The organism is Pseudarthrobacter sulfonivorans, from assembly GCF_001484605.1.
Taxonomy (GTDB): domain Bacteria; phylum Actinomycetota; class Actinomycetes; order Actinomycetales; family Micrococcaceae; genus Arthrobacter; species Arthrobacter sulfonivorans_A.
Genome location: NZ_CP013747.1, coordinates 3,126,837 through 3,151,477, shown reverse-complemented (window position 1 = coordinate 3,151,477; position 24,641 = coordinate 3,126,837). Strand labels below are relative to the sequence as shown.

At 65.5% G+C, this 24,641-nt stretch carries 27 protein-coding genes and 1 pseudogene; 9 read left to right on the top strand and 19 right to left on the bottom strand.

All coding sequences use genetic code 11. The annotated features are described in order from the left end of the window. Positions 1-12 precede the first annotated feature (12 nt). Positions 13-864, top strand: coding sequence for a formate/nitrite transporter family protein (locus tag AU252_RS14270; RefSeq protein WP_058931292.1), 852 nt, complete (start codon positions 13-15; stop codon positions 862-864). 45 nt (positions 865-909) lie between these two features. Here the strand turns inward: AU252_RS14270 and AU252_RS14265 are convergent, their stop codons facing one another. Continuing rightward, the gene (locus AU252_RS14265; protein ID WP_058931291.1) at positions 910-2,475 is read right to left on the bottom strand and encodes a glycoside hydrolase family 1 protein; all 1,566 of its coding nucleotides are present in this window, start codon (positions 2,473-2,475) and stop codon (positions 910-912) included. A gap of 97 nt (positions 2,476-2,572) precedes the next feature. Between AU252_RS14265 and AU252_RS23625 the strand changes: the two genes are divergently transcribed. After that, on the top strand, positions 2,573-2,962 hold the full coding sequence (locus tag AU252_RS23625) for a hypothetical protein (protein WP_058931290.1): 390 nt from the start codon (positions 2,573-2,575) through the stop codon (positions 2,960-2,962). 473 nt (positions 2,963-3,435) lie between these two features. Here AU252_RS23625 and AU252_RS14255 read toward each other — a convergent pair whose 3' ends face one another. After that, complete coding sequence (locus AU252_RS14255) at positions 3,436-3,798, bottom strand: cupin domain-containing protein (protein WP_058931289.1); 363 nt, start codon at positions 3,796-3,798, stop codon at positions 3,436-3,438. A gap of 464 nt (positions 3,799-4,262) precedes the next feature. Between AU252_RS14255 and AU252_RS14250 the strand changes: the two are divergent. Then, positions 4,263-5,006: pseudogene (locus AU252_RS14250) on the top strand (AAA family ATPase); the annotation flags it as partial. Here the strand turns inward: AU252_RS14250 and AU252_RS14245 are convergent. The 3 genes from AU252_RS14245 to AU252_RS14235 all read right to left on the bottom strand — a co-directional run bounded on the left by AU252_RS14245 (position 4,998) and on the right by AU252_RS14235 (position 6,273). After that, positions 4,998-5,375, bottom strand: coding sequence for a hypothetical protein (locus tag AU252_RS14245; protein WP_058931288.1), 378 nt, complete (start codon positions 5,373-5,375; stop codon positions 4,998-5,000). The pseudogene AU252_RS14250 and the gene AU252_RS14245 overlap by 9 nt on opposite strands. A 43-nt stretch (positions 5,376-5,418) precedes the next feature. After that, complete coding sequence (locus AU252_RS14240; RefSeq protein ID WP_058931287.1) at positions 5,419-5,772, bottom strand: J domain-containing protein; 354 nt, start codon at positions 5,770-5,772, stop codon at positions 5,419-5,421. A gap of 75 nt (positions 5,773-5,847) precedes the next feature. Next, positions 5,848-6,273, bottom strand: a complete 426-nt coding sequence (locus AU252_RS14235) for an Hsp20/alpha crystallin family protein (protein ID WP_058932957.1) — start codon at positions 6,271-6,273, stop codon at positions 5,848-5,850. Positions 6,274-6,408: 135 nt separating this feature from the next. Here AU252_RS14235 and AU252_RS14230 point away from each other — a divergent pair, with 135 nt between their 5' ends. Continuing rightward, positions 6,409-6,735 carry a MerR family transcriptional regulator gene (locus AU252_RS14230; RefSeq protein WP_058931286.1) on the top strand — a complete coding sequence of 109 codons (327 nt, stop codon included), beginning with the start codon at positions 6,409-6,411 and terminating at the stop codon, positions 6,733-6,735. A 20-nt stretch (positions 6,736-6,755) separates the two neighbouring features. Here the strand turns inward: AU252_RS14230 and AU252_RS14225 are convergent, their stop codons facing one another. Beyond that, complete coding sequence (locus AU252_RS14225) at positions 6,756-7,064, bottom strand: MmcQ/YjbR family DNA-binding protein (RefSeq protein ID WP_058931285.1); 309 nt, start codon at positions 7,062-7,064, stop codon at positions 6,756-6,758. Positions 7,065-7,069: 5 nt separating this feature from the next. Further along, on the bottom strand, positions 7,070-7,849 hold the full coding sequence (locus AU252_RS14220; RefSeq protein ID WP_058931284.1) for a phosphatase PAP2 family protein: 780 nt from the start codon (positions 7,847-7,849) through the stop codon (positions 7,070-7,072). Positions 7,850-7,989: 140 nt separating this feature from the next. Here AU252_RS14220 and AU252_RS14215 point away from each other — a divergent pair, with 140 nt between their 5' ends. After that, positions 7,990-9,090 carry a hypothetical protein gene (locus tag AU252_RS14215; protein WP_058931283.1) on the top strand — a complete coding sequence of 367 codons (1,101 nt, stop codon included), beginning with the start codon at positions 7,990-7,992 and terminating at the stop codon, positions 9,088-9,090. A gap of 32 nt (positions 9,091-9,122) precedes the next feature. Here the strand turns inward: AU252_RS14215 and AU252_RS23260 are convergent, their stop codons facing one another. Beyond that, positions 9,123-9,605 carry an immunity 26/phosphotriesterase HocA family protein gene (locus AU252_RS23260; protein ID WP_083510404.1) on the bottom strand — a complete coding sequence of 161 codons (483 nt, stop codon included), beginning with the start codon at positions 9,603-9,605 and terminating at the stop codon, positions 9,123-9,125. Positions 9,606-9,802: 197 nt separating this feature from the next. Between AU252_RS23260 and AU252_RS14210 the strand changes: the two genes are divergently transcribed. The 3 genes from AU252_RS14210 to AU252_RS14200 are packed head-to-tail and all read left to right on the top strand — an operon-like array spanning position 9,803 to position 12,112. After that, positions 9,803-10,840, top strand: a complete 1,038-nt coding sequence (locus AU252_RS14210) for a zinc-dependent alcohol dehydrogenase family protein (protein WP_058931282.1) — start codon at positions 9,803-9,805, stop codon at positions 10,838-10,840. A gap of 25 nt (positions 10,841-10,865) precedes the next feature. Continuing rightward, complete coding sequence (locus AU252_RS14205; RefSeq protein ID WP_058931281.1) at positions 10,866-11,705, top strand: oxidoreductase; 840 nt, start codon at positions 10,866-10,868, stop codon at positions 11,703-11,705. After that, on the top strand, positions 11,702-12,112 hold the full coding sequence (locus AU252_RS14200; protein ID WP_058931280.1) for a (R)-mandelonitrile lyase: 411 nt from the start codon (positions 11,702-11,704) through the stop codon (positions 12,110-12,112). The genes AU252_RS14205 and AU252_RS14200 overlap by 4 nt, the downstream gene beginning before the upstream one ends. Positions 12,113-12,143: 31 nt before the next feature. Here the strand turns inward: AU252_RS14200 and AU252_RS14195 are convergent, their stop codons facing one another. The 8 genes from AU252_RS14195 to AU252_RS14160 form a co-directional block, all read right to left on the bottom strand. Next, entirely contained in the window at positions 12,144-12,875 is a 732-nt protein-coding gene (locus AU252_RS14195) for a hypothetical protein (protein ID WP_058931279.1), read from the bottom strand. Between the two features lie 14 nt (positions 12,876-12,889). After that, positions 12,890-13,780, bottom strand: coding sequence for a helix-turn-helix transcriptional regulator (locus AU252_RS14190; protein WP_058931278.1), 891 nt, complete (start codon positions 13,778-13,780; stop codon positions 12,890-12,892). 125 nt (positions 13,781-13,905) lie between these two features. Next, the gene (locus tag AU252_RS14185) at positions 13,906-14,889 is read right to left on the bottom strand and encodes a sugar kinase (protein WP_240484188.1); all 984 of its coding nucleotides are present in this window, start codon (positions 14,887-14,889) and stop codon (positions 13,906-13,908) included. After that, positions 14,886-15,617 (bottom strand): bifunctional 4-hydroxy-2-oxoglutarate aldolase/2-dehydro-3-deoxy-phosphogluconate aldolase, encoded by a 732-nt coding sequence (locus AU252_RS14180; RefSeq protein ID WP_058932955.1) that lies wholly within the window; start codon positions 15,615-15,617, stop codon positions 14,886-14,888. The genes AU252_RS14185 and AU252_RS14180 overlap by 4 nt, the downstream gene beginning before the upstream one ends. Before the next feature lie 5 nt (positions 15,618-15,622). Next, positions 15,623-16,771, bottom strand: coding sequence for a galactonate dehydratase (gene dgoD, locus AU252_RS14175; RefSeq protein ID WP_058931277.1), 1,149 nt, complete (start codon positions 16,769-16,771; stop codon positions 15,623-15,625). 7 nt (positions 16,772-16,778) lie between these two features. Beyond that, positions 16,779-17,678 (bottom strand): carbohydrate ABC transporter permease, encoded by a 900-nt coding sequence (locus AU252_RS14170; RefSeq protein WP_058931276.1) that lies wholly within the window; start codon positions 17,676-17,678, stop codon positions 16,779-16,781. Then, entirely contained in the window at positions 17,675-18,616 is a 942-nt protein-coding gene (locus tag AU252_RS14165) for a carbohydrate ABC transporter permease (RefSeq protein ID WP_083510402.1), read from the bottom strand. Before AU252_RS14165 ends, AU252_RS14170 begins: the two co-directional genes overlap by 4 nt. A gap of 131 nt (positions 18,617-18,747) precedes the next feature. Beyond that, positions 18,748-20,043 carry an ABC transporter substrate-binding protein gene (locus AU252_RS14160; RefSeq protein ID WP_058931274.1) on the bottom strand — a complete coding sequence of 432 codons (1,296 nt, stop codon included), beginning with the start codon at positions 20,041-20,043 and terminating at the stop codon, positions 18,748-18,750. A gap of 135 nt (positions 20,044-20,178) precedes the next feature. On the opposite strand from AU252_RS14160, the gene AU252_RS14155 reads away from it, so the two are divergent. Beyond that, entirely contained in the window at positions 20,179-21,012 is an 834-nt protein-coding gene (locus AU252_RS14155) for a FadR/GntR family transcriptional regulator (protein ID WP_083510401.1), read from the top strand. Here AU252_RS14155 and AU252_RS14150 read toward each other — a convergent pair. The 3 genes from AU252_RS14150 to AU252_RS14140 form a co-directional block, all read right to left on the bottom strand. Next, positions 21,009-22,865, bottom strand: a complete 1,857-nt coding sequence (locus AU252_RS14150) for a S8 family serine peptidase (protein ID WP_240484187.1) — start codon at positions 22,863-22,865, stop codon at positions 21,009-21,011. The genes AU252_RS14155 and AU252_RS14150 overlap by 4 nt on opposite strands. A 190-nt stretch (positions 22,866-23,055) precedes the next feature. Continuing rightward, positions 23,056-23,928 (bottom strand): NAD-dependent epimerase/dehydratase family protein, encoded by an 873-nt coding sequence (locus AU252_RS14145; RefSeq protein WP_058931273.1) that lies wholly within the window; start codon positions 23,926-23,928, stop codon positions 23,056-23,058. Continuing rightward, on the bottom strand, positions 23,925-24,515 hold the full coding sequence (locus AU252_RS14140) for an adenylate kinase (RefSeq protein WP_058932953.1): 591 nt from the start codon (positions 24,513-24,515) through the stop codon (positions 23,925-23,927). The genes AU252_RS14145 and AU252_RS14140 overlap by 4 nt, the downstream gene beginning before the upstream one ends. Positions 24,516-24,641: the final 126 nt, after the last annotated feature.

The window sequence follows — 24,641 nt, the reverse complement described above, 5'->3', positions numbered from 1 at the left end:
TAGGCGACACGAATGAGCGACACTGACGGCGATGAACGGCGGCGGGAACTTGGCGACAATCCAGGCCCGGTTGAGGAGGAGGTGGAGGAATCCTTCGACCGCACGGTTGAGGAAGGCGCGCAGCGGCTGAACCGCTCCTTTCGGGACGTGCTCATCACCGGTTTGTTCGGCGGGTTTGAAATAGGCGTTGGCATTATGGCCTACCTCGGCGTTCTCCATGAGACCGGGAACCACCTTCTCGCGGGGCTGGCCTTCAGTGCAGGCCTCATCGCCCTGCTGCTGGCCAAGAGCGAACTGTTCACGGAAGGCTTCCTGGTACCCATAGCCGCCGTCGTCGCACGGGAGGCAAGCTACGCGCAGCTCGGGAAGCTCTGGGGCGGCACACTCATTGCCAACCTGGCGGGCGGTTGGCTGTTCATGGCATTGATCATGACAGCGTTCCCGCAGTGGAGCGAGACCATCACGAAGGAAGCCACCCACTATCTCGACGCCGGGTTTAACTGGAAAACCGTGTGTCTTGCCGTGTTGGCGGGGAGCACCATCACGTTGATGACCCGCATGCAGCACGGGACGGACAGCGTCACCGGCAAGATCGCGGCCGCCGTCGTTGGCGCTTTCCTGCTCTACGGGCTGCAGCTCTTCCACTCGATCCTGGACTCGCTGCTGATCTTCGGTGCCATCCACGCGGGTGCCGACATCAACTACCTTCAATGGCTCGGCTGGTTTTCCTATGTAGTGGTCTTTAACGTGCTTGGCGGGATCCTGCTGGTGACCGCGCTACGGCTGGTGAGTGCCAGCAAGCTCGTGAAGGAACGGCGCGATGACTCACCCGAGGACCCGGAGGACGCGCACCACGCCGGCTAGGTTCCGGCGAACGGGCCTAAGTCCGAGCAACATATCCCCACGAGGCTAGGCGGTGGCACCCGAGGTGGTCACGCCGTCGTCGGGAGATACCGCCGTCTCGGGATCAACGGCAGTGTCCGGTTCCTCACTGGCGGCCTGCGCGACGGCGGCACCCGCCGCCGCGGCAAGGTTCCGCTCCTCGATGAGCTCCTGAAGCCAGAAGTAGGACGCCTTCGGCGTGCGCTCCAGGGTCTCGAAATCAACATGCAGCAGGCCAAACGGCTGGTTGTAGCCTGCCGACCATTCGAAATTGTCCATGAGCGACCACACGTAGTAGCCCCGCAGGTCAATGCCCTCGGCGTCACCGCCGGGAGCCGTGGCCTTCAGCGCTGACTCGATGTGGTCCGACAGGTATTTCAGCCGCCGCTCGTCCGGGATGAAGGTGGTGTTGGTGGACTTGTCCCGGACGACGATGTCCTCAAAACTGGCCCCGCCCTCGGTGATGATCACCGGCGGCAGATGCGGGTATCGCTCCGCCATCTCCTTCAGCGCCACCGCCATGTACTCGGGCTTCACCGGCCAGCCGTAGGAGGTGATGTCCGCTTCGGGCCAGGCCTCCACGTGGAACGGCGTGGAACCGTTGCCTGCCGCACTCAGGTCGCTGCCCATGGCCTCCGCCATGGTCGCCGGCACCGCCCCCTCACCGGGGCCGACGGCTACCTTCGTGGGCATGTAGTAGTTCAGCCCGTAGAAATCCAGCGGCTGGGAGATGATCTCCATGTCCCCGTCCGGATGGTCAAAGGAGCCGAAGAACTTCGCGGCGCGGATGATATCCGGATATTGGCCAGTGAGGACGGGGTCCGCGTACAGCCGGTTCTGGGCAATGTCCATCAGGCCCGCACTCATCCAGTCCAGGGGGTTGATGGAGTTCGGGACCATGGGCGAGTACACGTTGGTCATCCCGATCTCGCCTGGGACCCCCGCCGCCCGCAACGCCTGCATCGCGAGCCCGTGGCCCAGAAGCTGGTGGTGCACGGTAGGCAACGCGTTGACCATAAGTGCTTCGCCCGGTGAGTGCAGGCCCATGGTGTAGCCGTTGGTGCTGACCGTGGCGGGCTCGTTGATGGTGACCCAGCGGGCAACGCGGTCGCCGTACGCATCAGCGGCAATCGCGGCGAACTCGCCCAGGCGGTAGGCGGTATCGCGATTCATCCAGCCGCCAGCGTCGTCCAGTGCCAGCGGAGTGTCCCAGTGATAGAGGGTGACCATGGGCGAAATCCCGTTGGCCAGGAGTTCGTCCAGAAGCCGGTCATAGAACGCCAGCCCGGCAGGGTTCATCGGGCCGCTGCCGTTGGGCTGGATCCGGGGCCAGGACAGTGAGAACCGGTACGAGTCGACGCCCAGCTGCTTCATAAGGGCAACATCGCCGGGCATGCGGTGGTAGTGGTCGCAGGCTACGGCCGGGCTGTGCCCGTCCACGATGGCACCTTCCTTGGCCGAAAACACGTCCCAGCCCGCCGTGCCCCTGCCGTCTTCAGTAAGGGCGCCCTCGATCTGGAAGGCCGCCGTGGCCACGCCCAGCGTGAAGTCCGCAGGGATGAGGGCGGCCAGGTCCTTGGCGGAAATGTGCATGGATTCAGTCCTTCATGACCGAGAAAGCGTGGAACGGGTACGTCCCAGAATGGCACACCGGAGCGGGGCTGACGAGCGTCGCTGCTAGGGTCTGAGCATGGATGAAAAACTGGGGAAGTTCATCGACGATTTTTCCGAGCTGGTCCAGCTGGCGCAGGCCGGAAACCACCGGCAGCGGGCGGGCAAGCAGCTGCTTGAGGCGCTGACGGAGCACCTGGGTGAGCCGGCTGAAGGCCTCTCCGTGGTGGTGGAGAACATCCCGCCGCACCGGTTTGTGGACGCGGACATCCTGATGGCGGAGTTTGCCGGTCAGGATCCGGGCAGCCGGCTGGTGGGCATCGGCGGCGCCCAGCGGCACCACCAGTCACTCAGCGACATGGTGCAGCAGTCGCAGCTGTTCCCCAGTTTCCGCTGTCCCAGCCCGACTACACCAACCTTGCCAGCAAAAATAGCTGAGGCACCGAAACGATTTTCGCGAGCATCTTGACTTGAGGCACTACTCGGACCCAAAGTCGTGGCCATCAGACCCACGCGTCATCTTCAGAATTGGATGTCCCTGGTGTTCAGAAGTCGCAGTCGGCGGAAGCCCCGTGACTCCCCGGCAAGGGCATAGTCGTACGAATCGCCTTTCGACCCTACGGAGGCAACGGCGTCTGCTTCTTCCAGTCGCTGGGTGTAGCGGATCGCCCGGTGCTGCACTCCGCGATCGGCGTGATGGACCATAGACCCAACCGGCGAACGTGCGGACATAGCTTATGTCAGCGACCCACAGCCGGCTCGGCGCCGGCGCGGTGAAGCGGCGCTCGATCAGGTCCTCAGGCTTGCCGGCCGGCGAGACTCAACCTCGTTGCTCGTCAGCTCTGCCTGCTGCATTGGCATCGCACCGCACTGGTCGAGCCTGGATCCGAACAGGGTGGAACGACGGTTCCCGCCCGAGAGTCTGACCTGCCAGCTTTCATATCACCGCTTGGCGTAGTCAGCGAATCCCTGCCAGTCGATCACGACACACGGCTCGTCGCCAAGAATCCAGGCGTCGTGCCCAGGAGGCATGATGCCGAAGTCCCCAGGCCCGTACTCCATTTCTTCGCCGTCGTCCATGACAACCTTCATCCGTCCGGAGATGAAGTAGCCCATGTGGGAGGCTTGGCAACTGTCCGTCTTAGCGATCGGCTTTACGTGCTCGGACCACCTCCACCCCGGCAGGAATGTGGCGCGGCCGACGCCGCCCGCTTCCATGTTTACCAGTTGGAGCTGACCCGTCCCACCCTCGAACGGCCTGGTCTCCTCAGGCGAATCGAGGCTCTTGCGAATTAAACCTGCCATCTTGACCTCCTGTTGTCGGTATGCATTTTCTTGTGGATACGGCCAACGGTTCAGCCCCGCTGTCACGCCAAGCCCGCAGTCGCCTCGGACGACCTTGGCCGTCGCCGGTAGTTCCACACTGTACGCCGCTGTTCGCCATTCTGATACGGACGCACCGTCGTCTTGATTCCCGGATGGATCCTGACCTCGGTCGGCATCGTCTGCATCGTCGCCGGCTGCCTGCTGCCTGCTGCCTGCTGCCTGCTGCCTGCTGCCTGCTGATGATGCTCTGACGTGAAGGCTATCGAGGGCCGTCGGACTGTTTCAGCGGCGGGACGCTTGCACGTGCCGATCCGGCACCGTGCGTTTGGGACAGCGGAAGAGGGTCTCCGCGGCCCGCCGGCCCGTGACGTCCGGCAGCACAGAGAGCGTGGCGAAGAAAACAGACATGGCAACGGGAACAGTGAAATTGTTCAACTCCGAAAATCCTGCCCGACGGCCTGCTGCAGAAGGTCGCGGACCACACCGTGGGCATCGCCACGCACCGGGCGTCCCTCAAACAGCACGGTCAGCATCTCAAACGGGGCATCCTGCTGTACGGCCGCCCGGGCACCGGCAAGACGCACACCGTCCGGCACCTGCTGAGCCAGAGTGAAGGCTCGACGGCGATCCTCCTCTCGGGCGGTTCCCTCGCCAGGATCTCGGAGGCGGCCCGCATGGCGCGGGCGCTGCAGCCCTCGATCGTCGTGCTGGAGGATTGCGATCTTATTGCCGAGGACCGGAGTTTCGGGCACGGGCCGCAGCCGCTGCTCTTTGAGGTGTTGGACGCCATGGACGGCTTGGATAACGACGCCGACGTCGCGTTTGTCCTCACCACCAACCGGCCTGACATGCTGGAGCGGGCGCTGGCGCAGCGCCCGGGCCGGGTGGACCTCGCGGTGGAGATCCCGCTGCCGGCCCATGCCGAGCGGGTCAGGCTGCTGGAACTGTACGGCCGCATGGTGGCGTTCAGCCCGGCGGCACTGGATGCCGCCGCGGAACGGACGGCGGGAACCACCGCCTCCTTCGCCCGGGAACTGGTCCGGCGGGCGGTGGTGGCTGCGGCGCTGGATAACACGCCGGTGTCCGATTCGCATCTGGCGGCCGCCGTGGAGGATCTGATGGCCGACGCCGAAACCCTCACCCGCAGCCTGCTGGGCAGCGGCACGGACGCGGCCGGTTCATTGTGAGCCGAAGAGGAACTCCTTGGCGTGCGCCACGGCCTTCCGGAAGGCATCATTCCGGAGCGTGACGAGTTGCTCCGCGTCGCCGTCTGCCGGCTCCAAATAGCCGGTGTAACCGGGCCGCAGCACCCAGACGTCCCCGGCAGGCGGAAGATAGAACACTCCGAAGGAACGCTGCTGTTCGTCTTCTGCGGTCCACACCGGCACCACTGCCAAGGCTGCGCCGGTGGCAGGGTTGATCCACTGCGCGCGGGGAAGCGGCTCTTCGTGGGCTTCGGGGTCCAGGAACGGTGCAGTACCCTCGCCCCAGCGCTGTTCGAAGCGTTCGTGAAAGGCAGGGATCAGGTGGGAGTCGTAGCGGCGCCAGTCGCTCATTGTTTTCCGCCTCCTCGCGGTGGTGGCTGTCGTCTTACGGGGTTTACGTCCAGGGTCCGCTTTCCCAGCGCACCGGCGTGATCCTGATGGTGTTGCCGGCCGACACGGACCGGCTGCTGACCTTCCGGACCGGGACGACGGTCGGGGCGCCACCCGCCGCGCTTGCTCCGTTGCGGCTCCGGTCGTAGGCTGCGCGCCGCGCCGGGTCACGGAGGACAGCGAACGCCTGCATGATCCGCAGCAACTCTCCATCCTGGACGTTGCGGTCACCCTTTGGGCCGCCGTCGACGTCGGGGTGGTGGGTGCGCATCAGCGCCCGGTAGGCGCGCGAGATCTCCTGCTGGCTGGCAGCGGGTTTCACCCTCAGGGCGGCGTAGTAGTCCGGCTGGCTGGTCATGGCGGGTACGTCTCGGGGATCTTACGGGGACGGCGCGGGGGCACCGACTGCAGCCGGTGCCCCCGCGGTCCGGACCTATTTACCGATCTCGTGCAAGGAACCCTGCTTGGTTTCGATCTCGATCCTGCGCGGCTTGGCCTGCTCCGCCACTGGGATCCGCAGGGTCAGGACGCCCTGGTCGTAGCTGGCCTTGATGTTGTCCGCATTGAGCGTGTCGCCCAGGATGAGCTGGCGACTGAAGACACCGCGCGGACGCTCTGAGGCCACCAGCTCCACATTGGGCTGTGTGGGGTCCTGGCGCTCCGCCCGGACAGTCAGTACGTTGCGTTCAACATTGAGGTCCACTGAATCGATCTTGACGCCCGGGAGGTCGAACGCCACCACGAACTCGCCGTCTTCCTGCCAGGCGTCCATGGGCATGGCCGCCGGCCGGGCTGCGGTTCCGAAGACCTGCTGGGTGAGCCGGTCCAGCTCACGGAACGGGTCCGTACGCATCAACATCATTTCCCACTCCTTCAGTTTCTAGAAGTTACTTCCAGTTGCTATACCCACCATCGTTTATCTGTGGTGGTGGATATAGATTTTTTATAGCACTCGTGCGAGACTGATGCAACATCACGGGGAGGGAATTTTGGAGTGGACGCGGTCAGTGGAACACCAGGACAAAAACCGGGACCTCGGGCCGGGCAGGCACTGTATGCCATCTCCGTGGCGGCAAAGCTGGCAGGGACCGGGCAGCAGAACATCAGGCTCTACGAGACAAAAGGGCTGATCCTCCCGGAGCGAACGGCCGGGGGCACGCGTCAGTACAGTGATGCCGATGTCGCCCTGCTCCTGCACATCGGCGAACTCCTGGACCAGGGGCTCAATCTTGCCGGCATCGCCAAAGTTTTGGAGCTCGAGGTAGCCAATGCCGAACTGCGTCGCGCCCTCGGACGGGCCAGGTCACGCCCGGACACGTAACGGCCAGAGTCCCCGGCCAGTCAGGATCCGCGGCCGCCCGCCAGCCGGTAGGACTCCTCAAGCAGTTCGCCGAGTTCCTCGGTGCCGATCCGCGCCAGCCGGACCAGCACCAGCTGCGGCGAACGCTCGTGGTGCGGCGTCCAGAAATACGTAGTGGGCGCCGTACCGGCCAAGGCCTCCCGCTCTGTGGTCTTCACCGTCAGCACGCCGTCCTCCCACATGCGCGCCATCAGCGTCTTCGCGAACCAGGCGGGCTGGTCCCAGCTGCTGCGTTCGGTGACACCGGGCAGGGCGAGGCACATGCTGCGGACATCCGACTCGGTTGCCATCGCGGCTAATCCCCCGGCGCGTCCGCTTTGGAGAGCTCGCCCGTGATCCGTTCACCGGGGATCCGGGCGGTCCGCCACGTATCGAGGGCGATGACGGCACCGAGGATCAGCAGCGAGAGGGAGACTGAAGCCATGGCGTCGCTGAGCCAGTGGTAGCCGAGGTACAGGCGGCTCAGCGCGGCCAGGACAACGCCGATGCCCGCACCAACGAAGCCGAAGACGGCCGACCTCGGATTTTTCCGCCGCGAGAACACCAGGAAGGTGGTCACCAGCAGGAAGTCACAGGCACCCAGCACATGGCCGGACGGAAATGAGTAGGTGTGGTCGGCGCCGAACAGCATCAGTTCCACCGGCGGCCGCGAGCGCTGGACGATCGCCAGGATGATCTGCGATGTCACGACGCCGGTGAGCATCGCGGCGGCGAGCACAATGGGCCGCCAGGCGTGCTTGGCCACGAACCCCCAGACCACCGTCACCACCAGCACGATGATTGGCAGGGCAACAGGGCCAAAGATCACCGCGAGGAAGATCATCACGGCCGTGAGGGTCTCTGACCGGAGCGAGAGCAGCCAGTCGCGGATGGATTCGTCGGGACCCCAGGGGCCGGTGTTGCTCTGCAGAACGCCCACCAGGGTGGCGATGAACAGCAGGGCGCCCACGCCAATGAGCACCACAGCCGTCCGGTACAGAGCCTTCCGCGCGGCCGGTTCCATAAAGCGTTCCTCCACCACGAACTTGTCATGGAAGGTCCGCCAAAGGCTGTTCTTGCCTGCCTGCTCTGCCACTGTATTTCCGTCCGTGCGCCGTTATGGAGTGCCTAAGGTGAAGATTATCCCTTCTGCCCGGTGTTGGCCCTGTTCTTTGCCGCGTTGGCTCCGCCGCCGGGCATGTCAGCCTGCCGGGGTAGCCTGGCTCAGTGGGCGCGATGAATGAGCTGATCAACCGGCAGGGCGTGGAAACACTGGCCGGGATCCTGGCTGAGGCCGCTCCGGGATCGGACTGGCCGCACGTCGCTGCTGCCGCCGCACATTTGGACGAGTTGAGCCTGCGCGGCCGCACGGATGCGGTGAGCAAAGCCCTACTGGCGGACGTGCGGCAGCTTCCGGATCCGGGATACCCGACGGCGGCACGCATCTTCCGGAGCGCCCTTTCCGGAGCCGGTTTCACGGGGTGGGTCCTCTGGCCGGTATCCGAAACGGCCGTCACGCTTGCCCTCGAATCAGGCACTGCACCTGACTTTGACGACTGCCTGGCCCTCCTGGCCGAACTGACCCCGAGGCTCACCGGCGAGTTCGCCATCCGGCGGCTGCTTGCCGCGGACCTGGAGCGTTCCCTCAAGATCATCCAGGGCTGGACCGCGCATCCGGACGAGCATGTCCGCCGCCTGGCCTCCGAGGGCACCCGCGCGTATCTCCCCTGGGCGGTGCGGGTTCCCGCCGTCGTGCTTCATCCGGAGGCGTCCCTCCCCATTCTGGACGCCCTGTACCGGGACGCTTCGGAGTACGTGCGGCGCTCGGTGGCGAACCACCTCAACGATCTGGCCCGGCACGCACCAGAGATCGTGGTGGCGACGGCGGCTGGCTGGCTGGCCGCGCCGGACGCCAACACCGCATGGGTGGTCAGGCATGGCCTGCGGACCCTGATCAAGAAGGCCCACCCCGGTGCGCTCGCGCTGCAGGGGTTCGCGCCGGCGTCGGTGGCTGTCACGGGGCCCACGCTGGACCGGAACTCGGTGGCCATACCGGGTGAACTGGCTTTCGACTTCGCGATCGCCAACACGGGGAACTACGATGCCAAGCTCGCGGTGGACTACGTGGTCCACTACGTCAAAGCCAACGGCACGCAATCGGCAAAGGTCTTCAAGATCGCGGCGCTCACCCTGGCCGCCGGTGAGACCCGCACATTATCGAAGCGTCATGCCTTCCGGCAGATGACCACCCGGGTGCACCACGCGGGGGTCCACGCCCTGGAGCTGCAAATCAACGGGATCCGGCACGGGCACACAGAGTTCGAGCTGCATGTCTGAGCTGGGAGGCACTGCGGCTTGGGCGATAACGCTCATTCGGGTATGCGCGGAAATCCCAACTGGTCACTGATGTGGTCATCCAGCCAGCGATAGCTGGAAAGAGCCCAGTCCCCGCAGGGCTCCACTGGTGCAGGAATAGGGTGACCCTGTTCATCCCTATACTCTCCGGTCCATCGACGGAAACAGTGCTGGGCCAATAGATCTTCGTCCGACAGGGGCTGGGTGCCGACGGTTTCGAAGTAGCCTTTGGTCCAGGGTATGCGGTTTATGAATATGGGCGGGAGGAGTAGAAAGTCCGGTCTTAGTTGGTCTAATGCGGGACTTTTCGCAGATGAAACGTGATCGTAAATGTAGATGAGATATGAGCCGGGCATGGGTGCCTTATCCGCAGGAAGATCCACGGAAATAACCCTGCCAAACACGTACTGCTCGTCTGGCAGCTGTAAGGCAAAGATGTCACCGGAAGCCGGCTTTTTACGACTGGGCTTGAGAATCCGTATATTTGTTTCGCTCATCAGTACCCATACTGCCTTAGCCACGAGCTGGTCAAAGCGACCGCCATGTTGAGCACCGCGACGTCCCAAGTCTTCAACAACTGGGAGGCACTGCGGGTACCTGTATCAACAGCCACTCCCACGCGTGCGGAATGTGCGGTTGGCTATTAAAGGAACACCCGGGCTCCTGCCCCTGACGAAGTGATGAGGAAACGAAAATGCGAGCAACCATGATGTATGGCGCCGGCGACGTGCGCGTGGAGAACGTGCCCGATCCCGTCATCCAGAATCCGACCGACGCCATCGTGCGGATCGTCAATTCCTGTATCTGCGGCTCCGACCTGCACCCCTACCACGGCATGCCCTCGTCCCGGCAGGGCAGCCCCATGGGCCACGAGTTCATCGGCGTCGTCGAGGAAACAGGCAAGGACGTGTCCACTCTGAAGAAGGGCGACTTCGTCATCGCCCCGTTCGCCTGGTCCGACGGGACCTGCGTCTTTTGCCGCGAAGGCCTGCAGACGTCCTGCCGCCACGGCGGGTTCTGGGCCTCGAACGGAATCGGCGGCGCCCAGGCCGAGGCCGTCCGCGTCCCGTTCGCCGACGGCACGCTGGTCCAGGTCCCGGTGGGTGAGGACAGCGAGCTGCTGCCCTCGCTCCTGACCCTCTCTGACGTCTATGGCACCGGCTACCACGCCGCCATCAAGGCGGGCGTCAACGCCCGGACCACTGTCACGGTCATCGGTGACGGCGCCGTCGGGCTGATGGCGGTGCTGTCCGCCAAGCAGCTGGGTGCCGAGCAGATCATCCTGATGGGCCGGCACAAGGCCCGCACCGACCTGGGCATCGAATACGGTGCCACCGACGTCGTTGCCGAGCGCGGTGAGGCCGGCATCGAGAAGGTGCGCGAGCTCAGCGGCGGCGACGGAACGCACACCGTCCTCGAGTGTGTGGGGCACCGGCCGGCGTACGACCAGGCCCTCGGCGTGATCCGCCCGGGCGGCGTTATCAGCCGGGTGGGGGTTCCCCAGTACGAGGACGCTCCGATCGGTTTCGGCTCCATGTTCGGCCCGAACATCACGCTCACCGGCGGCCCGGCCCCTGTGCGCGCCTACATCGAGACGCTGCTGCCCGGCGTCCTTGACGGCACCGTAAACCCCGGTAAGGTCTTCGACCGCACCATCAGCCTGAACGACGTGCCCGACGGCTACCGCGCCATGGATTCCCGCGAGGCCCTGAAAGTCCTCGTCCGCCCGTAACGTCACCCCCGAAAGGAAACACGCCATGACTACCTGGCTCATCACAGGCTGCTCCACCGGACTCGGGCGCGCACTCGCCCAAACCGTGCTCGCCAACGGCCACAACGCCGTCGTCACCGCCCGCAACGTCACCGCCGTGGAAGACATCGCGGTTGCCTACCCGGACACCGCCCTTCCCCTTCAGCTCGACGTCACCAACACCGCCGAGATCAGCGCGGTTGTCGAGCAGGCCAGGGCACGCTTCGGCGGCATCGACGTGCTGGTCAACAACGCCGGCTACGGTTACCGTGCCGCGGTTGAAGAAGCGGACGACGCCGACATCCGGCAATTGTTCGACACTAACTTTTTCGGCGCCGTCAGCATGATCAAAGCCGTCCTCCCCGGAATGCGCGCCAACAGGGCCGGGTCCATCCTGAACATCTCCTCCATCGGGGCGCGCATCTCACCGGCCGGATCCGGATACTACTCCGCCAGCAAGGCAGCCCTGGAGGGCCTGTCCGGCTCCCTCCACAAGGAATTGAAGCCACTCGGGATCAGCGTCACCGTCATCGAGCCCGGCGCGTTCCGGACCGACTTCGCCGGCCGCTCGCTGACCCAGTCAGCGACGCCGATCGGGGACTACGCGGAGACAGCCGGGAAGCGCCGCAAGGAAAATGACACGATGCACGGCACGCAACCGGGCGACCCTGCCAAGGCGGCGGAAGCCATCCTGGCGGTCGCCGAAAGCCCCAACCCGCCAGCCCTGATGGTGCTGGGCAACGACGCGTTTGACCTGTTCGCCGCCGTCGCGCAGGCCGAGCGCACCCAGCTGGATCAATGGCGGGACGTCAGCCTCAGCACCGGCATCGGAGCAGACCAACGATGAGCACACATAGGCAACCGAAGACCGCCACCGTCAAGGGACCCGCTGACTGGTTTACCGGCGATGTCTACTTCAACGCTTACTACTCCGGCCAGCAACCGTCCCGCGCCCGGCTGAATCTTGTGCGCTTCACTCCTGGCGCGCACACAGCGTGGCACAAGCACGCCGTCGGGCAGACCCTGCACGTCACGGAAGGCATCGGATACGTGCAATCGCGCGGGGAAGAGCTGATCGAGCTGCAGCCCGGCGATACCGTCTACACGCCCGCGAGTGAGTGGCACTGGCACGGCGCGACGGAAGGCAACTTCATGTGCCACCTCGCCCTGTGGGAAGCGCCCGTGGACAGCGACGAGGCCGAAACAGTCTGGGGTGCCAAGCTCACGGCCGACGAATACCCCTCGACGAAGTAGGAGGACTATAAGGCACCCGTAGTAGCGCCAGCTAAGGCAGCTTTACAAGACTATCGAGGCTCTCCCAGGTTTTGGTCTCATTGTTGAGAACGGTTGTCTCAGCACCGGAGCCTTTCACCTCTCTGAGCCCGAACTGATATCCGGTTATGGAATATTCGTGGAGTTTTCCATCTTTGGAGGACTGCGGTGAGAGGAAGACGACATATTCTTTGCCGGCCTCGATGTCGACATCATCGAGGACCTTCTTTTGGATGTACTTCTTCGCAGTCGGCCTCTGGCCGTTATTCAGATGGAGGATTTTATCTCTCTGCTGCTGATTTAGGCTGCTCCAGTACTCATCGAAGGTTACGGTCCCACCGACCCGTGAATAGTTCACCTGGTCACCGGGCTTTACGTCACCCTTGTAGACGTCGCGGACCGTCATCTTCCCGATTGTCTGCGGGAATACGTACTGATCGGAGATGGTGCTGAAAGCCCGTCCACCGTCGATGGAGTCGATGTGCACGCGGGCAACGACGGGAACCCTGTTGTATCCGTAATACGGGTCCTTCGCGTCCCAAATAAACTCAGCCTCTGTTATGGCGTGCTGAATTTCGTCACTTGGGATGCTGGCGTACACATTGTTGGAACTCGATGTTTCGGCCTGTTTCACCTGCTGATTTGACTCATGATCGGCAGGCTTGGGTGCGTCGGATGCGCAAGAAGATACCCCGGCCAGTAGCAACATGGCCGCAATCATGAAAGACACTTTCGGCTTGTTCATTCTGTTGACCTCCCCTACTGCGGGTGCTTGGCCGTAGGTGCTGGTTCGGCGAACGCGTCATCGTGCGTGGCAGCCCAGGAGGCCAAAAGCTGCAAGGCATCAGCCGTCGGGGAGCCCGCCGGTGCGGTGTAGACGTTCAGCACCAGGCCCGGCTCGCTGGGCAGCTCCATGGACTGGTAGTTCAAGTCGAGGTCACCCACCACCGGGTGATGCAGCCGTTTGAGCCCGCTGCGGTGGAAGACCACGTCCCGGGAAGCCCACCGGTCCCTGAACAGCTCGCTCTGCGTGGACAGCTCGCCAACGAGCCGGATCAGGTCGGGGTCGTGCGGGTGGCGGCCTGCTTCAAGCCGGAGCATCGCTGCGGCATCGTTGGCGATCTGATCGTAATCGCGCCAGAACTCCCGGGCCGCCGGGTCAAGGTACGTAAACCGGGTGGTGTTCACGGGCCGGTGCGCACTTTTGAACACGGGTGCGTAAAGTGCCCGCCCCATCCGGTTTGCAGCCAGGATGTCATGGCGGCCGTTGCGGACCCACGCCGGCGCGTCAGCCATTGCATCGAGGACCTGCTGGACTTCAGGGCGGACAGTACCGGACGGCTTACTGCGGCTCCTGCGAGCCGGCCCGGCGGCGCGGGCGAGGTCAAAAAGATGCTCCCGCTCGGCTTCGTCCAGCTTCAGCGTGCGGGCGAGGGCATCCAGCACGCTATCGGAAGCCCCGGCGAGGTTGCCGCGTTCCAGGCGCACGTAGTAGTCCACGGACACACCGGCCAGCATCGCCACTTCCTCACGCCTCAGGCCGGCGACCCGCCGGTTCCCGCCGTACGCAGGCAACCCGGCTTCCTCGGGCGAAATCCGCGCCCGCCTGGAACTTAGAAACTCCTTTATGTCCGCGCGCACGTCTCCCATACCCCTACGGTAGGCGCCCGCGGTCCCGGGCGGCAGGCACTGTCAGTACCTGCCTGCTCCGCGCCCGGGGAATGCGAGCCAAGGAGTGCAAGCCCAGACAGACAAGCCCAGACACGACCAGGCCGCTACCGCTGGGTGGTTCCGCTGGCGGTGGCGCCCAGCATGGCGAGCTCGGCGCGGCTGGGCAGGCCCTCCCAGTCGCCGGCGGTGCTGACGGCGAAGGCTCCCATAACGGCGCCGCGTTGCAGGCGGCCGGCAACATCCTCGCCGTCGAGCAGGGCAGAGAGGTAGCCGGCGGTGAAGGCGTCCCCCGCGCCCACGGTATCAATGCTTGTCACCGCGACGGCGGGCGCCTCGAACCGCCCGGAGGCGGTGTGGACGCCGGCGCCGGCGGATCCCCGCTTGACCACGACTTCCCCGACCCCTTGCTCCAGCAACGAGGCAGCGAGCGCAGTTTCGGCGTCGTCGTACCCCAGGGAATCGGAGCCGCTCAAGGCGGCGGACGCCACTAGGTCCAGTTCGTCGTCGGACGCTATCAGGATGTCGGCGTGCCGCGCGATGGGGCCCAGCACGGCGCGGGCCTCGTCCCGGGTCCAGAGCCTGCTGCGGTAATTAACGTCGAGGGAGACCAACACTCCGTCGGCTGCGGCGCACTCGGCAGCGTATTCAAACGCCTTCCGGGCTTCCGGGCTGAGGGCGGGGGTGATGCCGGTCAGGTGCAGCACGCGCGGTCCGGCAGCGAGGGCACTGTCCACGTCGTCCCGGCTGACGGTGGAACCGGCCGAACCGGCGCGGTAGTAGAAGGCCCGGGTGACGTCCGCGGTCCGCTGTTCGAGGAACATCACGCCCGTGCTGCGGGACGGATCCACCCGGCACTGCGTCCCGATGCCCTCGGAGCGGAGCTGCCGCAGGATGAATTCGCCGTGCGGATCGGCGCCAACTGCACCGGCCCACGTGACTGTGTGTCCCAGCCGCGCGACGCCCACGGCGACGTTCGATTCAGCACCGGCCACGTGCATGGCCAGGCTGCCGCCGGCGGACAGCGGCCCGGCTGACCGCAGCGACACCATGGATTCGCCGAAGGTCAGAAGGTCGACGGCGGCGATCACCGCACGCCCGCAGCGGCGGTTGCTGCGGCGGTCGCTGCAGCCGCTGCGGCCGTCCGGCGGGCAAAGGAGTCCGCCAGGTCCACAAAGGCGCGGGCACGCCCCCGCATCGGGGCCAGGTCTCCGCCGGAGCCGGCATCACCGAACAGCGGCCCGCCAAGCCCGACGGCGATCGCGCCGGCTTCCCAGTAACCCGCCGCTTCGTCAATGCCCACACCGCCCACCGCGATGAACGGGATCCCGGGGAAGGGATCGCGCAGCGCCTTGAGGTAGCCCGGGCCGCCGATGGATGCGGGGAAGAGCTTGATGGCTGTGGCCCCGCGGCTCATCGCTTCGTACGCCTCGCTGGGCGTCAGGGAACCGGCCAGGACCGGGATTCCCTGCCGCGCCGATTCCTGGATGGATGCGGCCAGGGACGGCGTGACCATAAACTGGCCGCCGGCCTCGGCGACGTCGTCCACGTCCTGCCCGGTCAGGACGGTTCCGCCGCCGACGTAGCAGCCCGCCGGTGCGGCGGCGCGGACCTCGCGGATGGCATCCAGCGCCCCCGGCGTGGTCAGTGCGATCTCGACGAACCTGAACCCTTCCGCCATCGCGGCGAGGGCGGCCTGCGCCGCGGCCTTGCCGTCGGTGCCGCGCACGATTCCCACGAGCCGCGACTCCCGGATTCCGGCCAGCAGGCTTTCGGGCGTGATGTCCGTGCTGTCAGAAACGTCAGCGCTGTCAGTCATGTTGTTCACCATTCTGCAAATGCTCCGTCCGAGTGGCGCCAGACCGGCCCGCGCCAGGCGTGGCCGCGCTTGTCCGCCGCGCGGACCACGGCCTCGTCGATTTCAATGCCGAGGCCGGGACCGGTCAGCCGTTCGATGTGGCCGTCCACGAACTTCAGCGGGGACTTGTCCACGACGTAGTCCAGGACTTCGGCGCCCTTGTTGTAGTGGATGCCGATGCTCTGTTCCTGGATCAGGAAGTTGGGCGTTGCGAAGCCCACCTGCAGGCACGCTGCCAGCGCCAGCGGCCCCAGAGGGCAGTGCGGGGCCAGTTGGACGTCGTAGATTTCCGCCAGCGAAGCGATCTTGCGGACCTCGGTGATGCCGCCGGCGTGCGAGAGGTCAGGCTGGGCCACGGCGATGCCAGCCTGCAGAGCGGGCAGGAATTCCTGCCGGCTGTAGAGCCGCTCACCGGTGGAAACCGGCGTCGTGGTTGAAGAGGTGAATTCGCGCAGCAGGTGCGTGTTTTCCGGAACCACCGGTTCTTCGAGGAAGAACGGCCGGTACGGTTCCAGCAGCGGCGCCACCCGGCGGGCGTTGGCCAGGCTGAAGCGGCCATGGAAGTCCACCGCGACGTCGCGGTGGTCCCCCAGCACCTCGCGGGCAGCGGCAACACGGCGGACGACGCCGTCGATCTCGGCCACCGAGGCGACGGGGCTCATCCGGCCGCTGGCATTCATCTTGACGGCGGTCAGGCCCACTTCCAGCTGGGCGCTGATCTGGTCCGCCACTTCGTTCGGCTCGTCCCCGCCCACCCAGCCGTACATCCGGATCCTGTCGCGGACGTGGCCACCCAGGAGCTGGTGTACGGGGGTGTTGAAGTGCTTGCCCGCGATGTCCCAGAGGGCCTGGTCCAGCCCGGAGACGGCACTGGCCAGGATGGGTCCGCCGCGGTAGAAGGAACCCTTGGTCATGACCTGCCAGTGGTCTTCGATCCGGAGGGCGTCGTTGCCGATCAGCAGCTCCGAGAGCTGGCCGACGGCGGTGCGGACCGTTTCGCTGCGCCCCTCGCAGGTTGCCTCGCCCCAGCCGACAATCCCGCTCTCGGTCTCGATTCGGACAAACAGCCACCGCGGCGCGACGAGGAAGGTTTCTATTCTGCTGATGAGTGTCATACCGGACCTAGCCCTTGGTAGCTCCGGCGGTCATGCCGGAGACGATGTACTTCTGCGTGAAGAGCGCAATGATCATGATGGGGATGGTCACCACGGTGGCGGCCGCCATGAGTCCGCCCCAGTCGATGCTGGCGTAGGAGACGAAGTCGAAGATGGCCACCGGCAGCGTCTTGGTCTTGGACCCGGAGAGCACCAGGGCGAACATGAAGTTGTTCCACGAGAAGATGAAGGACAGGATGCCTGCGGTGGCCATGCCGGCCACGGACAGCGGCAGCGTGATGCGCTGGAACGCGCCGATGGGGGTGAGTCCGTCCACCTGGGCCGATTCCTCCAGTTCCAGCGGGAGTGAATCGAAGTAGCTCATCATGATGTAGACGATCAGCGGCAGGGCAACGAACATGTGGCTGAGGATCAGTACCTCGAACCCGCCCACCATTTTCAGGTTGGAGAACACGTAGTACCAGGGCACCAGCAGGGAGACACCCGGGATGACGCGGGCCATCAGGACCACCAGGGCTGAGCGGTGCATGGTGAAGCGGCTCATGGCGTACGCGGCCGGGACGCCCAGCACCAGCGAGAGGGCCGTGGAGACAAAGGCCACCCAGAAGCTGTTGAAGATGAAGACGAAGTAGTTGTTGCGCTGCAGCACGTTAGCGTAGTTCTCGAACGTGGGGCTGAAGATGAACGATTTGGCGGTGTCGTAGATGTCCACGTTGGTCTTCAGCGAGGCCAGCAGCATCCAGAACAGCGGCGCGACCAGGAACAGCACCACGGCGATCAGGGCCGCGACGCGGAAGACCTTGTAGGCGCGGGTGCCGAGGGGCTTCTTCGGGCGGCGGACCGGCCGGGGCTGCCGGGGTTGCCCGGCGGACGTTTGGGTTTCGGTGTTTTCGTTCAGGACGGTCATTTGCTTACCGCTTTCTTGCGCATGGTCAGCAGCCACATGGAGCCGATGATGATGATGAAGAACAGGATCAGCACCGCGGAGGACAGCCCGTACTGGTTGTAGTCGAAGCTCAGCCCATAGGCGTAGACGTTCAGGGTCTCCACCTCGTGGAAGGACCCGCCGCCCTTGCCCTTGGTGGCGTACAGGATGTCGAAGGTCTTCAGGGCGTCGATGCCCCGGAGCAGGATGGCCACAATCACGGTGGGCATCATCAGGGGCAGCGTGATGAAGAAGAAACGCTGGAACGCGTTGGCGCCGTCCATGCGGGCCGCTTCGTCGGGCTCCTCGGAGAGGGAGGTCAGGCCGGCGAGCAGGATCAGGACCACCATGGGGGTCCACTGCCACACGTCCATGAAGATGGTGGTGCCGAGCGCGGTGTCCTGGCCGGAGAGCCAGGGCTGGGCGGGGATGCCCACAGCGGCGAGCAGCTGGTTCGCGAACCCGATGTTGGGGTCGAAGATCAGCCGCCACATCATGCCGACGGCTACCGGGGTTGCCACGAGCGGCAGCAGGATGGCCACGCGGACCCACTTTTCGCCGCGGAAGGGCCGCCACAGCAGCAGGGCGATGCCCATGCCCAGCGCCACTTCGCACACCAGTGCAATGCCGGTGAAGGTGAGTGTGCGGCCCACAGCGGGCCAGAAGCGCTCGACGTCGGACAGGACCGTCAGGTAGTTTTCCAGGCCGATGAATTCGGTGGCTGCCCGGACGGAGCCCTGCGAATCGGTGAGGCTCAGGTACAGCGTCCAGGCCAGCGGAAAGATGATCAGGACGCCGACGAAGGCCATCGCCGGGGCTGCGAAGAGCCATTTGCGGTGCCGGTTGGCCCAGTCAGAGAATTTTTCGCGGGCACCGGGAGCACGACCTGCGTTCCGGGCTGCGCTGCGGGGAGGAGTCATTACAGACATGGTTCACCTAAGGAGTTGGGGGGTGAAGAATGGCCTGGGCGGGACGGCAGCGTCACTGCCGTCCCGCCGAGGCTGTTGCGTGCACCGGGCCTCATTGACTGAGGCCCCGTGCACCGCGTGCGTTACTTCTTTTCGCTGTCCAGGAACTTCTGGAAGGCCACGTGGGCCGAGTCTGCTGCGGCGGAAGCGTCGGCGCCGGTGATGCTGGCGACGATCGGCTCGCCCACGATTTCGCGGGCCTTGCCAACGGTGACTACCTCGGGACGGTCGTGGCCCACACCGTTTTTGGCGCTGGCGGCAATGGCTTCGGCCAGGTCCTTCGGGTATGTGGAGGTTCCCGCGGAGTCAGCCCAGACGGAGGCGCGGGGTCCGGGGACGCCCGCCTTCTGTGCGGCCAGGGTGCGTTCCTTGCTCGTGGCCCACTGGATGAACTTCCAGCCGTTGTCCTGGTTGCCCGAGGCCTCGTTCACTGCCAGGCCCCAGGACGGGATGTTGTACGGCTTGGAGCCAGCGGGACCGGCGGGCAGGGCAGCGAACCCGACAGTCTCGGCCACCTTGGACTTGGCCGGATCGGTGGCGTTCTTGTAGAGCGAGTCTGCCTCGGTGTAGAAGGCGGCCTTGCCCTGTGTGAAGATTGCCATCGCCTCGGGCCAGCTCATATCCGTGCTGACGTTGGCGGGGCCGTAGTTCTTGATCAGGCCGCCGTAGTACGCGTAGGCCTCTTTGGCAGCGTCCGAGTTGACGGTGGACTTGCCGCTGGAATCGGTGAAGTCGCCGCCGAAGCTGTACAGGAAGCTGGAGAACTGGGTGACGGCGGCGGACTTGCCTGTGCGGGCCACAAAGCCGGCCGTGTCCGGATTGGATTCCTTGATGGCCTTGGCGGCCGCTTCAAGCTCCTGCATGGTCTTGGGGACCTCAAGACCGGCGGCCTTCAGCAGGTCCTTGCGGTAGTAAAGGACTTCGCGCTCGGTGATGATGGGGACGCCCACAACCTTGCCGTCAGCGGTGGTGGCCTTGACCGGGCCCTCCTGGTAGTCCTTCCAGTCCCAGCCGGAATCCGAGGAGACCTTGTTGGTCAGGTCCGCGAGGTAGCCGTTCTTCGCGAACGCCCTGCCTTCCTGGAGCGGGCGGTACATCATCACGTCGATCTCGTCGCTGCCTGCGTTGAGCTTGACGTTGTACTGGTCCGAGAGCTGGTCTTCGCCGAGCTGGGTCAGTTCCACCTTGAGCCCGGAGGACTTCTCAAATTCCGGGATGGCGGCCTTGATGCCTTCGGTCCAGACGTGGTTTGCGAGAGTTACCCGGACGATGCCGGATTCCTTGGCGGCGCTGCTGCCGCTGCCGCCGCCGCAGGCGGTGAGCCCCATGGAAAGTGCCGCGGCAACTGCCGCGTACTTCATTACTGAACGTCGCTTCATGACGACTCCCTTGCTTCCAGGCTGACGTCACTGTCCAGCCATCTACAAATGCATCTTTACATCTGCTCTGGAAGAGAGCATAGGTAAATAAGGCAGACTTAAACAACCCCTTTCGGCGACCAGTATGATTTATCTATGAAAACCCCAAAGGCGGAGTCCCCTACAGACCGGCATACTGCGTTGGTCCAGAGTTTGGGACTCGCGATCGCCGAGGGGTCCCTGGCTCCGAACTCGGTGGTGCGGCTGGATGAGCTGGAGGCGCAGCACAAGGTATCCCGCTCGGTGGTCCGGGAAGCGGCCCGGGTTCTGTCATCCAAGGGCATGCTCGCATCCCGCAGGCGGTTCGGCACCGTGGTGCAGCCCGAAGAGGCCTGGAACCTTTACGATCCCCAGGTAATCCGCTGGCGGCTGGCCTCGTCCCGCCGGCTGGAGCAGCTGCAGGCACTCAACGAGCTCCGTGGCGCGATCGAACCGCAGGCCGCCCGGCTCGCCGCCGAACGGGCGTCCTGGGATGCCGGCAGCGATCTGGTCTCCCTCGCAGCGCGGCTCTGGGCGGCCGGCCAGCGCGGCGACCAAGAGGAATTCCTCCGGCTGGACGTGGAGTTCCACGCCGCCGTGCTCAACGCATCAGGCAACGCCATGTTTGCCCAGCTCCAGAACCTTGTGGCCGAGGTCCTCACCGGCCGGACCGAACACGGCCTGATGCCGGACCTCCCGCATCACGAAGCGCTGCAGCTGCACGTTGACGTGGCCAGCGCCATCCAGCGCGGTGAGGCCGGCGCCGCGCATGCCGCCATGAGCAGGATCGTGGAACAGTTCGCCGAAGAAGTGGGCCATATCTGGTCCGAGCACCACCAGGGCGTGACGCCGGATGCGTCCCCGCGGCACACAACCCCGCAGCACACAACAGAGGCCGACGGCGCCCCCCAATTGCCGCCGTCGGCCTCCCCTTCCCTCGCGGACGGCTAGAACGAACCCGTGGTGAACTGCCACGTCTTCGTGGCCAGCTGATTGCCTGCGAGGTCGCGGATGGACGTCCCGCCGCCGGTCACGGTCACCGTGTATTTCGTCTTCGCTGCCAGGGTGTTCTGCGGGTCCAGGATCCACTGATTGGTGGTTCCGTTGCGGAAGACGGCGGCCGGGACCACAGCCCCGGTGGCGGCGTTCTTCACCGTGAACGTGGCGGCGCCGACGCCCTGGACCGGCTCGCTGAAGGTCACCGACAGGTTGTTGTTCCGCCGGACCAGGACGGAGTTGCTGCCCGGCGTGAACCCCGTGACCGTGGGCGCGGGGCCGGTGGTGAACGTCCAGCTCGTGCTGGCCAAGGGCGTGCCTGCGGTGTCGCGGATGGCGGTGGCGCCGCCCACCAGCGTGGCGGTGAAGGTGACATCCGCGGCCAGGTTGGCGGTGGGATCGAGGGTGGCCGTTTTGGTTGTGGCGTTGTAGCTGACCGTTGCCGGGATGGCGGTGCCGGCGGCGTTCCGGAGCACAAATGTTCCGGCACCAACACCCTGGACAGCCTTGCTGAACGTGGCCGTCACGTTGCCGGCAACGGGCACCGCCGTCGACTGCGGTGCGGGTGATTTGGCCGTAACAGTGGGGGCAGGCGCCACGGGAGCCGGCGCGGGTGCAGGTGCCGGGGCTGGGGCAGGTGCCGCGGCGTACAGCAGGCGGTTCGGCGTTCCGGTTCCGATGCCCGTGATGGCTCCGGCTGTGGCGTTCGAGGTCAACGACGCAGCGACCTGGGCCGGTGTGAGCGCCGGGTTCTGGGACAGCAACACGGCCGCGGCGCCGGCCGTGTGGGGCGCCGCCATGGAGGTGCCGGACATGGAGGCGGTTGCGGTGGCCGAGGTGTACGACGCGGACATAATACCGACGCCGGGTGCATACAGATCCACGCAGGAACCGAAGTTGGAGAAGGAGGCCTGACGGTCGGCGGAATCGCTGGCTGCCACCGTGACCGCTGCGGCGAGCCGCGCCGGCGAGCTCCCGCAGGCGTCCGCGGCGGAGTTGCCGGCGGCAACCACTGCAGTAACGCCGTCGTTAATGACACCCTGGAGCGCCGAATCCACGGCCGTGCTGGCCACTCCGCCCAGGCTCATGTTCACCACGGCGGGAGTTCCCGCGGCGTGGTTGGCGGCGATCCAGTCCAGGCCGGCAACGACGTCGGAGTTGAAGCCGGAGCCGGAGCAGTCCAGCACCCGGACGGGGACGATCGTCGCCGCCTTTGCCACGCCGTAGGCGGTCCCGGCCACCGTTCCGGCCACGTGGGTGCCGTGGCCGTTGCAGTCGCCAGATCCGCGGCCATCGGCCACTGCCGTCCAGCCTGCTGCCACGCGGCCGGCAAGCTCTGAGTGGGAGGCGAGCACGCCGGTGTCCACCACGTACGCGTTGACTCCGGCGCCGGCGGCGGTCCAGGTGTAGGAACCGGAAAGCGGCAGGGGACGCTGGTCCACGCGGTCCAACCCCCATGGCGCGGGCTGCTGCGTTGCGGAGAGTGTGATGGGCGCATCCACCTCAACCGACGCGACGCGCGCCGCACGGGACAATGCCGCGGCTTGCGCCGGCGTCGCCGTGACCACGGCGCCGCGCAGGGCGTGCGAAAAGGAGCGTCCGACGCCGAGGCCCTGGGACTTGAGGCGCGCCGCCTCGGCCGGGACGTCCGTTTCCGCGGTGAAGTGGACCAGATAGCGGACGCTTGCGTCGTTGCCGCCCGGGGCAACGGGCGATGCAACGGCGGCGGCGGGCAGGCCCGAGGCGGTCAGGGCCACCGCAGAAATCAGCATGGCGGCAGCGGTCAGCACAAAACGGAAGGTGCGCATGGCGGGGTCCTAGTGTGACGGTCTGGATTGATGCTGGCGGCAACAAATCCCCGCCTATCACCAGATTAGGAGCCCGCCACGCGCCGCGGCCGGGAATTGAGCTGATCCTGCGCCAACCTTTCGGCGCCTGCGGAATTCTTGAGGGACCGCCCTCCTCAGTGGCCTGCTTTCGGGTTCAGCCTTCCGCGATTCAGTCTTCCGTGGGCGTGGTCCTGTTGGAGTGGTAGGTCCGCCACGTGTGTTCAGGTTCGTAGCCCAACAGGCGCCGGGCCTTGTCGATGGACAGCAAGGTCTCGTGTTCGTCCAACTCCTTGGTCACGGTGACGTTGGGGAACACCTCCGCGGCGAGGCTGGCGCTGGAACGCGTCATGACAGTGTCCGCGTTCGCGATGATGAAAGCCTGGAACCCGGGCTGGCCGTTTTCCAGCGCACGCGCCACGGCCTGTGCGCCGTCGCGCCCGTCGATGTAGCCCCAGAGGTTCCACTTCCGCGCACTGGCGTCCGAATCGAACGACGGGAACCGTTCGTAGTCCTCAGGATCCATGACGTTGGAGAACCGCAGGCCCGCAATGCTGAGCTCCGGATCCCAGCGCGTCAGCTGGATCGCCATCTGCTCCTCGAGGTGCTTCACGAGTGAGTACGTGCTCTCGGGCCGGGCCGGGTATTCCTCATCCACCGGGATGTAGGGAGGGTCGACGTCGAACGGCAGTCCCAGCACCGTCTCGCTGGAGGCGTAAACCACCTTCTTGATGCCGGCCCTCCGCGCCGCCTGGAAGACGTTGTAGGTCGAGAGCATGTTGTTCTCGAAGGTGGCGGCATCCGGGATGATGCCAGGCGCCGGGATGGCTCCCAGATGGACGATTGCGTCGAAGCCGTCATGCCGGTCGTCGAGACCGAGGAACACGTCAAGAACCTGGCCATAGTTGCGCAGGTCCACGATTGCCAACCCGCGGTGCCGCTCCCCCGCCCGGTCCAGGTTCAGCACCTGGTGGCCGTCGTCGGTCAGCCTGCGGACCACATGCCGTCCCAGTTTTCCGCTGCCGCCGGTCACTGCAATTCTCATGGGGACACCCGGGTGGCCAGGAACTTTTCGACGGCGGCAATGGCACGTGTGGTGATGGCACTTGGGTCGCCGCTGCCATCCACCGAAACCAATATGCCCCGGCCGGCGTAGACCGCCACGACCTCGTGGGTTTCGCGGTGGTAGAGGTCCAGCCGGTGCCGGAACACGTCGATGGTGTCGTCCTTCCGGCCTTGTTCCTTGGCCCGCCGCAGCATCCGTTGCTCCAGTTCGGAGTCCGGTGCGCGGAGTTCCACCACGGCGTCGAGGCGGTGGCCCTGGGACGCCAGTATGTTGTCCAGTTCCATGATCTGGGGAGCTGTCCTGGGGTATCCGTCCAGCAGGAAACCGGGCTGCAGATCGGCGTCGAGGAGCCGGTCCTTGACCAGGGCGTTGGTGAGATGGTCCGGGACAAAAGCGCCGTCGTCGAGATACTTGGCGGCCTCTACGCCCAGCGGCGTCTCGTGGCTGACGTTGATCCGGAAGATTTCGCCCGTGGATACGGTTGGAATGCGGAAGTGCTTGGCGATCTGCACCGCTTGGGTGCCTTTCCCTGAGCCCGGCGGCCCGATGATGAGCAGTCTGGTCATTTCCTGTCCCTCCACGGCGTCCTTGCCGGCTGGTCTCGGGTCCACTGTCGGCAGCGCCAACGTGTGCTTCATTCTGCCCACAAGTCGCAGCACAACGCCAGCCTCCGGGGAGGGATCCGGAGACTG

Excerpts from the sequence above, each read along its gene's own strand:
- AU252_RS14160 (WP_058931274.1), bottom strand. The coding sequence starts at position 20,043 with ATGAAGCGACGTTCAGTAATGAAGTACGCGGCAGTTGCCGCGGCACTT.
- AU252_RS14140 (WP_058932953.1), bottom strand. The coding sequence starts at position 24,515 with ATGACCAGACTGCTCATCATCGGGCCGCCGGGCTCAGGGAAAGGCACC.
- AU252_RS14165 (WP_083510402.1), bottom strand. The coding sequence starts at position 18,616 with ATGACTCCTCCCCGCAGCGCAGCCCGGAACGCAGGTCGTGCTCCCGGT.
- AU252_RS23625 (WP_058931290.1), top strand. The coding sequence starts at position 2,573 with ATGGATGAAAAACTGGGGAAGTTCATCGACGATTTTTCCGAGCTGGTC.
- AU252_RS14150 (WP_240484187.1), bottom strand. The coding sequence starts at position 22,865 with ATGCGCACCTTCCGTTTTGTGCTGACCGCTGCCGCCATGCTGATTTCT.
- AU252_RS14195 (WP_058931279.1), bottom strand. The coding sequence starts at position 12,875 with ATGAACAAGCCGAAAGTGTCTTTCATGATTGCGGCCATGTTGCTACTG.
- AU252_RS14210 (WP_058931282.1), top strand. The coding sequence starts at position 9,803 with ATGCGAGCAACCATGATGTATGGCGCCGGCGACGTGCGCGTGGAGAAC.
- AU252_RS14170 (WP_058931276.1), bottom strand. The coding sequence starts at position 17,678 with ATGACCGTCCTGAACGAAAACACCGAAACCCAAACGTCCGCCGGGCAA.
- AU252_RS14205 (WP_058931281.1), top strand. The coding sequence starts at position 10,866 with ATGACTACCTGGCTCATCACAGGCTGCTCCACCGGACTCGGGCGCGCA.
- AU252_RS14235 (WP_058932957.1), bottom strand. The coding sequence starts at position 6,273 with ATGTTGATGCGTACGGACCCGTTCCGTGAGCTGGACCGGCTCACCCAG.
- AU252_RS14200 (WP_058931280.1), top strand. The coding sequence starts at position 11,702 with ATGAGCACACATAGGCAACCGAAGACCGCCACCGTCAAGGGACCCGCT.
- AU252_RS14155 (WP_083510401.1), top strand. The coding sequence starts at position 20,179 with ATGAAAACCCCAAAGGCGGAGTCCCCTACAGACCGGCATACTGCGTTG.
- AU252_RS23260 (WP_083510404.1), bottom strand. The coding sequence starts at position 9,605 with ATGAGCGAAACAAATATACGGATTCTCAAGCCCAGTCGTAAAAAGCCG.
- AU252_RS14180 (WP_058932955.1), bottom strand. The coding sequence starts at position 15,617 with ATGACTGACAGCGCTGACGTTTCTGACAGCACGGACATCACGCCCGAA.
- AU252_RS14225 (WP_058931285.1), bottom strand. The coding sequence starts at position 7,064 with ATGGCAACCGAGTCGGATGTCCGCAGCATGTGCCTCGCCCTGCCCGGT.
- AU252_RS14270 (WP_058931292.1), top strand. The coding sequence starts at position 13 with ATGAGCGACACTGACGGCGATGAACGGCGGCGGGAACTTGGCGACAAT.
- AU252_RS14145 (WP_058931273.1), bottom strand. The coding sequence starts at position 23,928 with ATGAGAATTGCAGTGACCGGCGGCAGCGGAAAACTGGGACGGCATGTG.
- AU252_RS14240 (WP_058931287.1), bottom strand. The coding sequence starts at position 5,772 with ATGACCAGCCAGCCGGACTACTACGCCGCCCTGAGGGTGAAACCCGCT.
- AU252_RS14245 (WP_058931288.1), bottom strand. The coding sequence starts at position 5,375 with ATGAGCGACTGGCGCCGCTACGACTCCCACCTGATCCCTGCCTTTCAC.
- AU252_RS14190 (WP_058931278.1), bottom strand. The coding sequence starts at position 13,780 with ATGGGAGACGTGCGCGCGGACATAAAGGAGTTTCTAAGTTCCAGGCGG.
- AU252_RS14255 (WP_058931289.1), bottom strand. The coding sequence starts at position 3,798 with ATGGCAGGTTTAATTCGCAAGAGCCTCGATTCGCCTGAGGAGACCAGG.
- dgoD (WP_058931277.1), bottom strand. The coding sequence starts at position 16,771 with ATGACACTCATCAGCAGAATAGAAACCTTCCTCGTCGCGCCGCGGTGG.
- AU252_RS14265 (WP_058931291.1), bottom strand. The coding sequence starts at position 2,475 with ATGCACATTTCCGCCAAGGACCTGGCCGCCCTCATCCCTGCGGACTTC.
- AU252_RS14215 (WP_058931283.1), top strand. The coding sequence starts at position 7,990 with ATGAATGAGCTGATCAACCGGCAGGGCGTGGAAACACTGGCCGGGATC.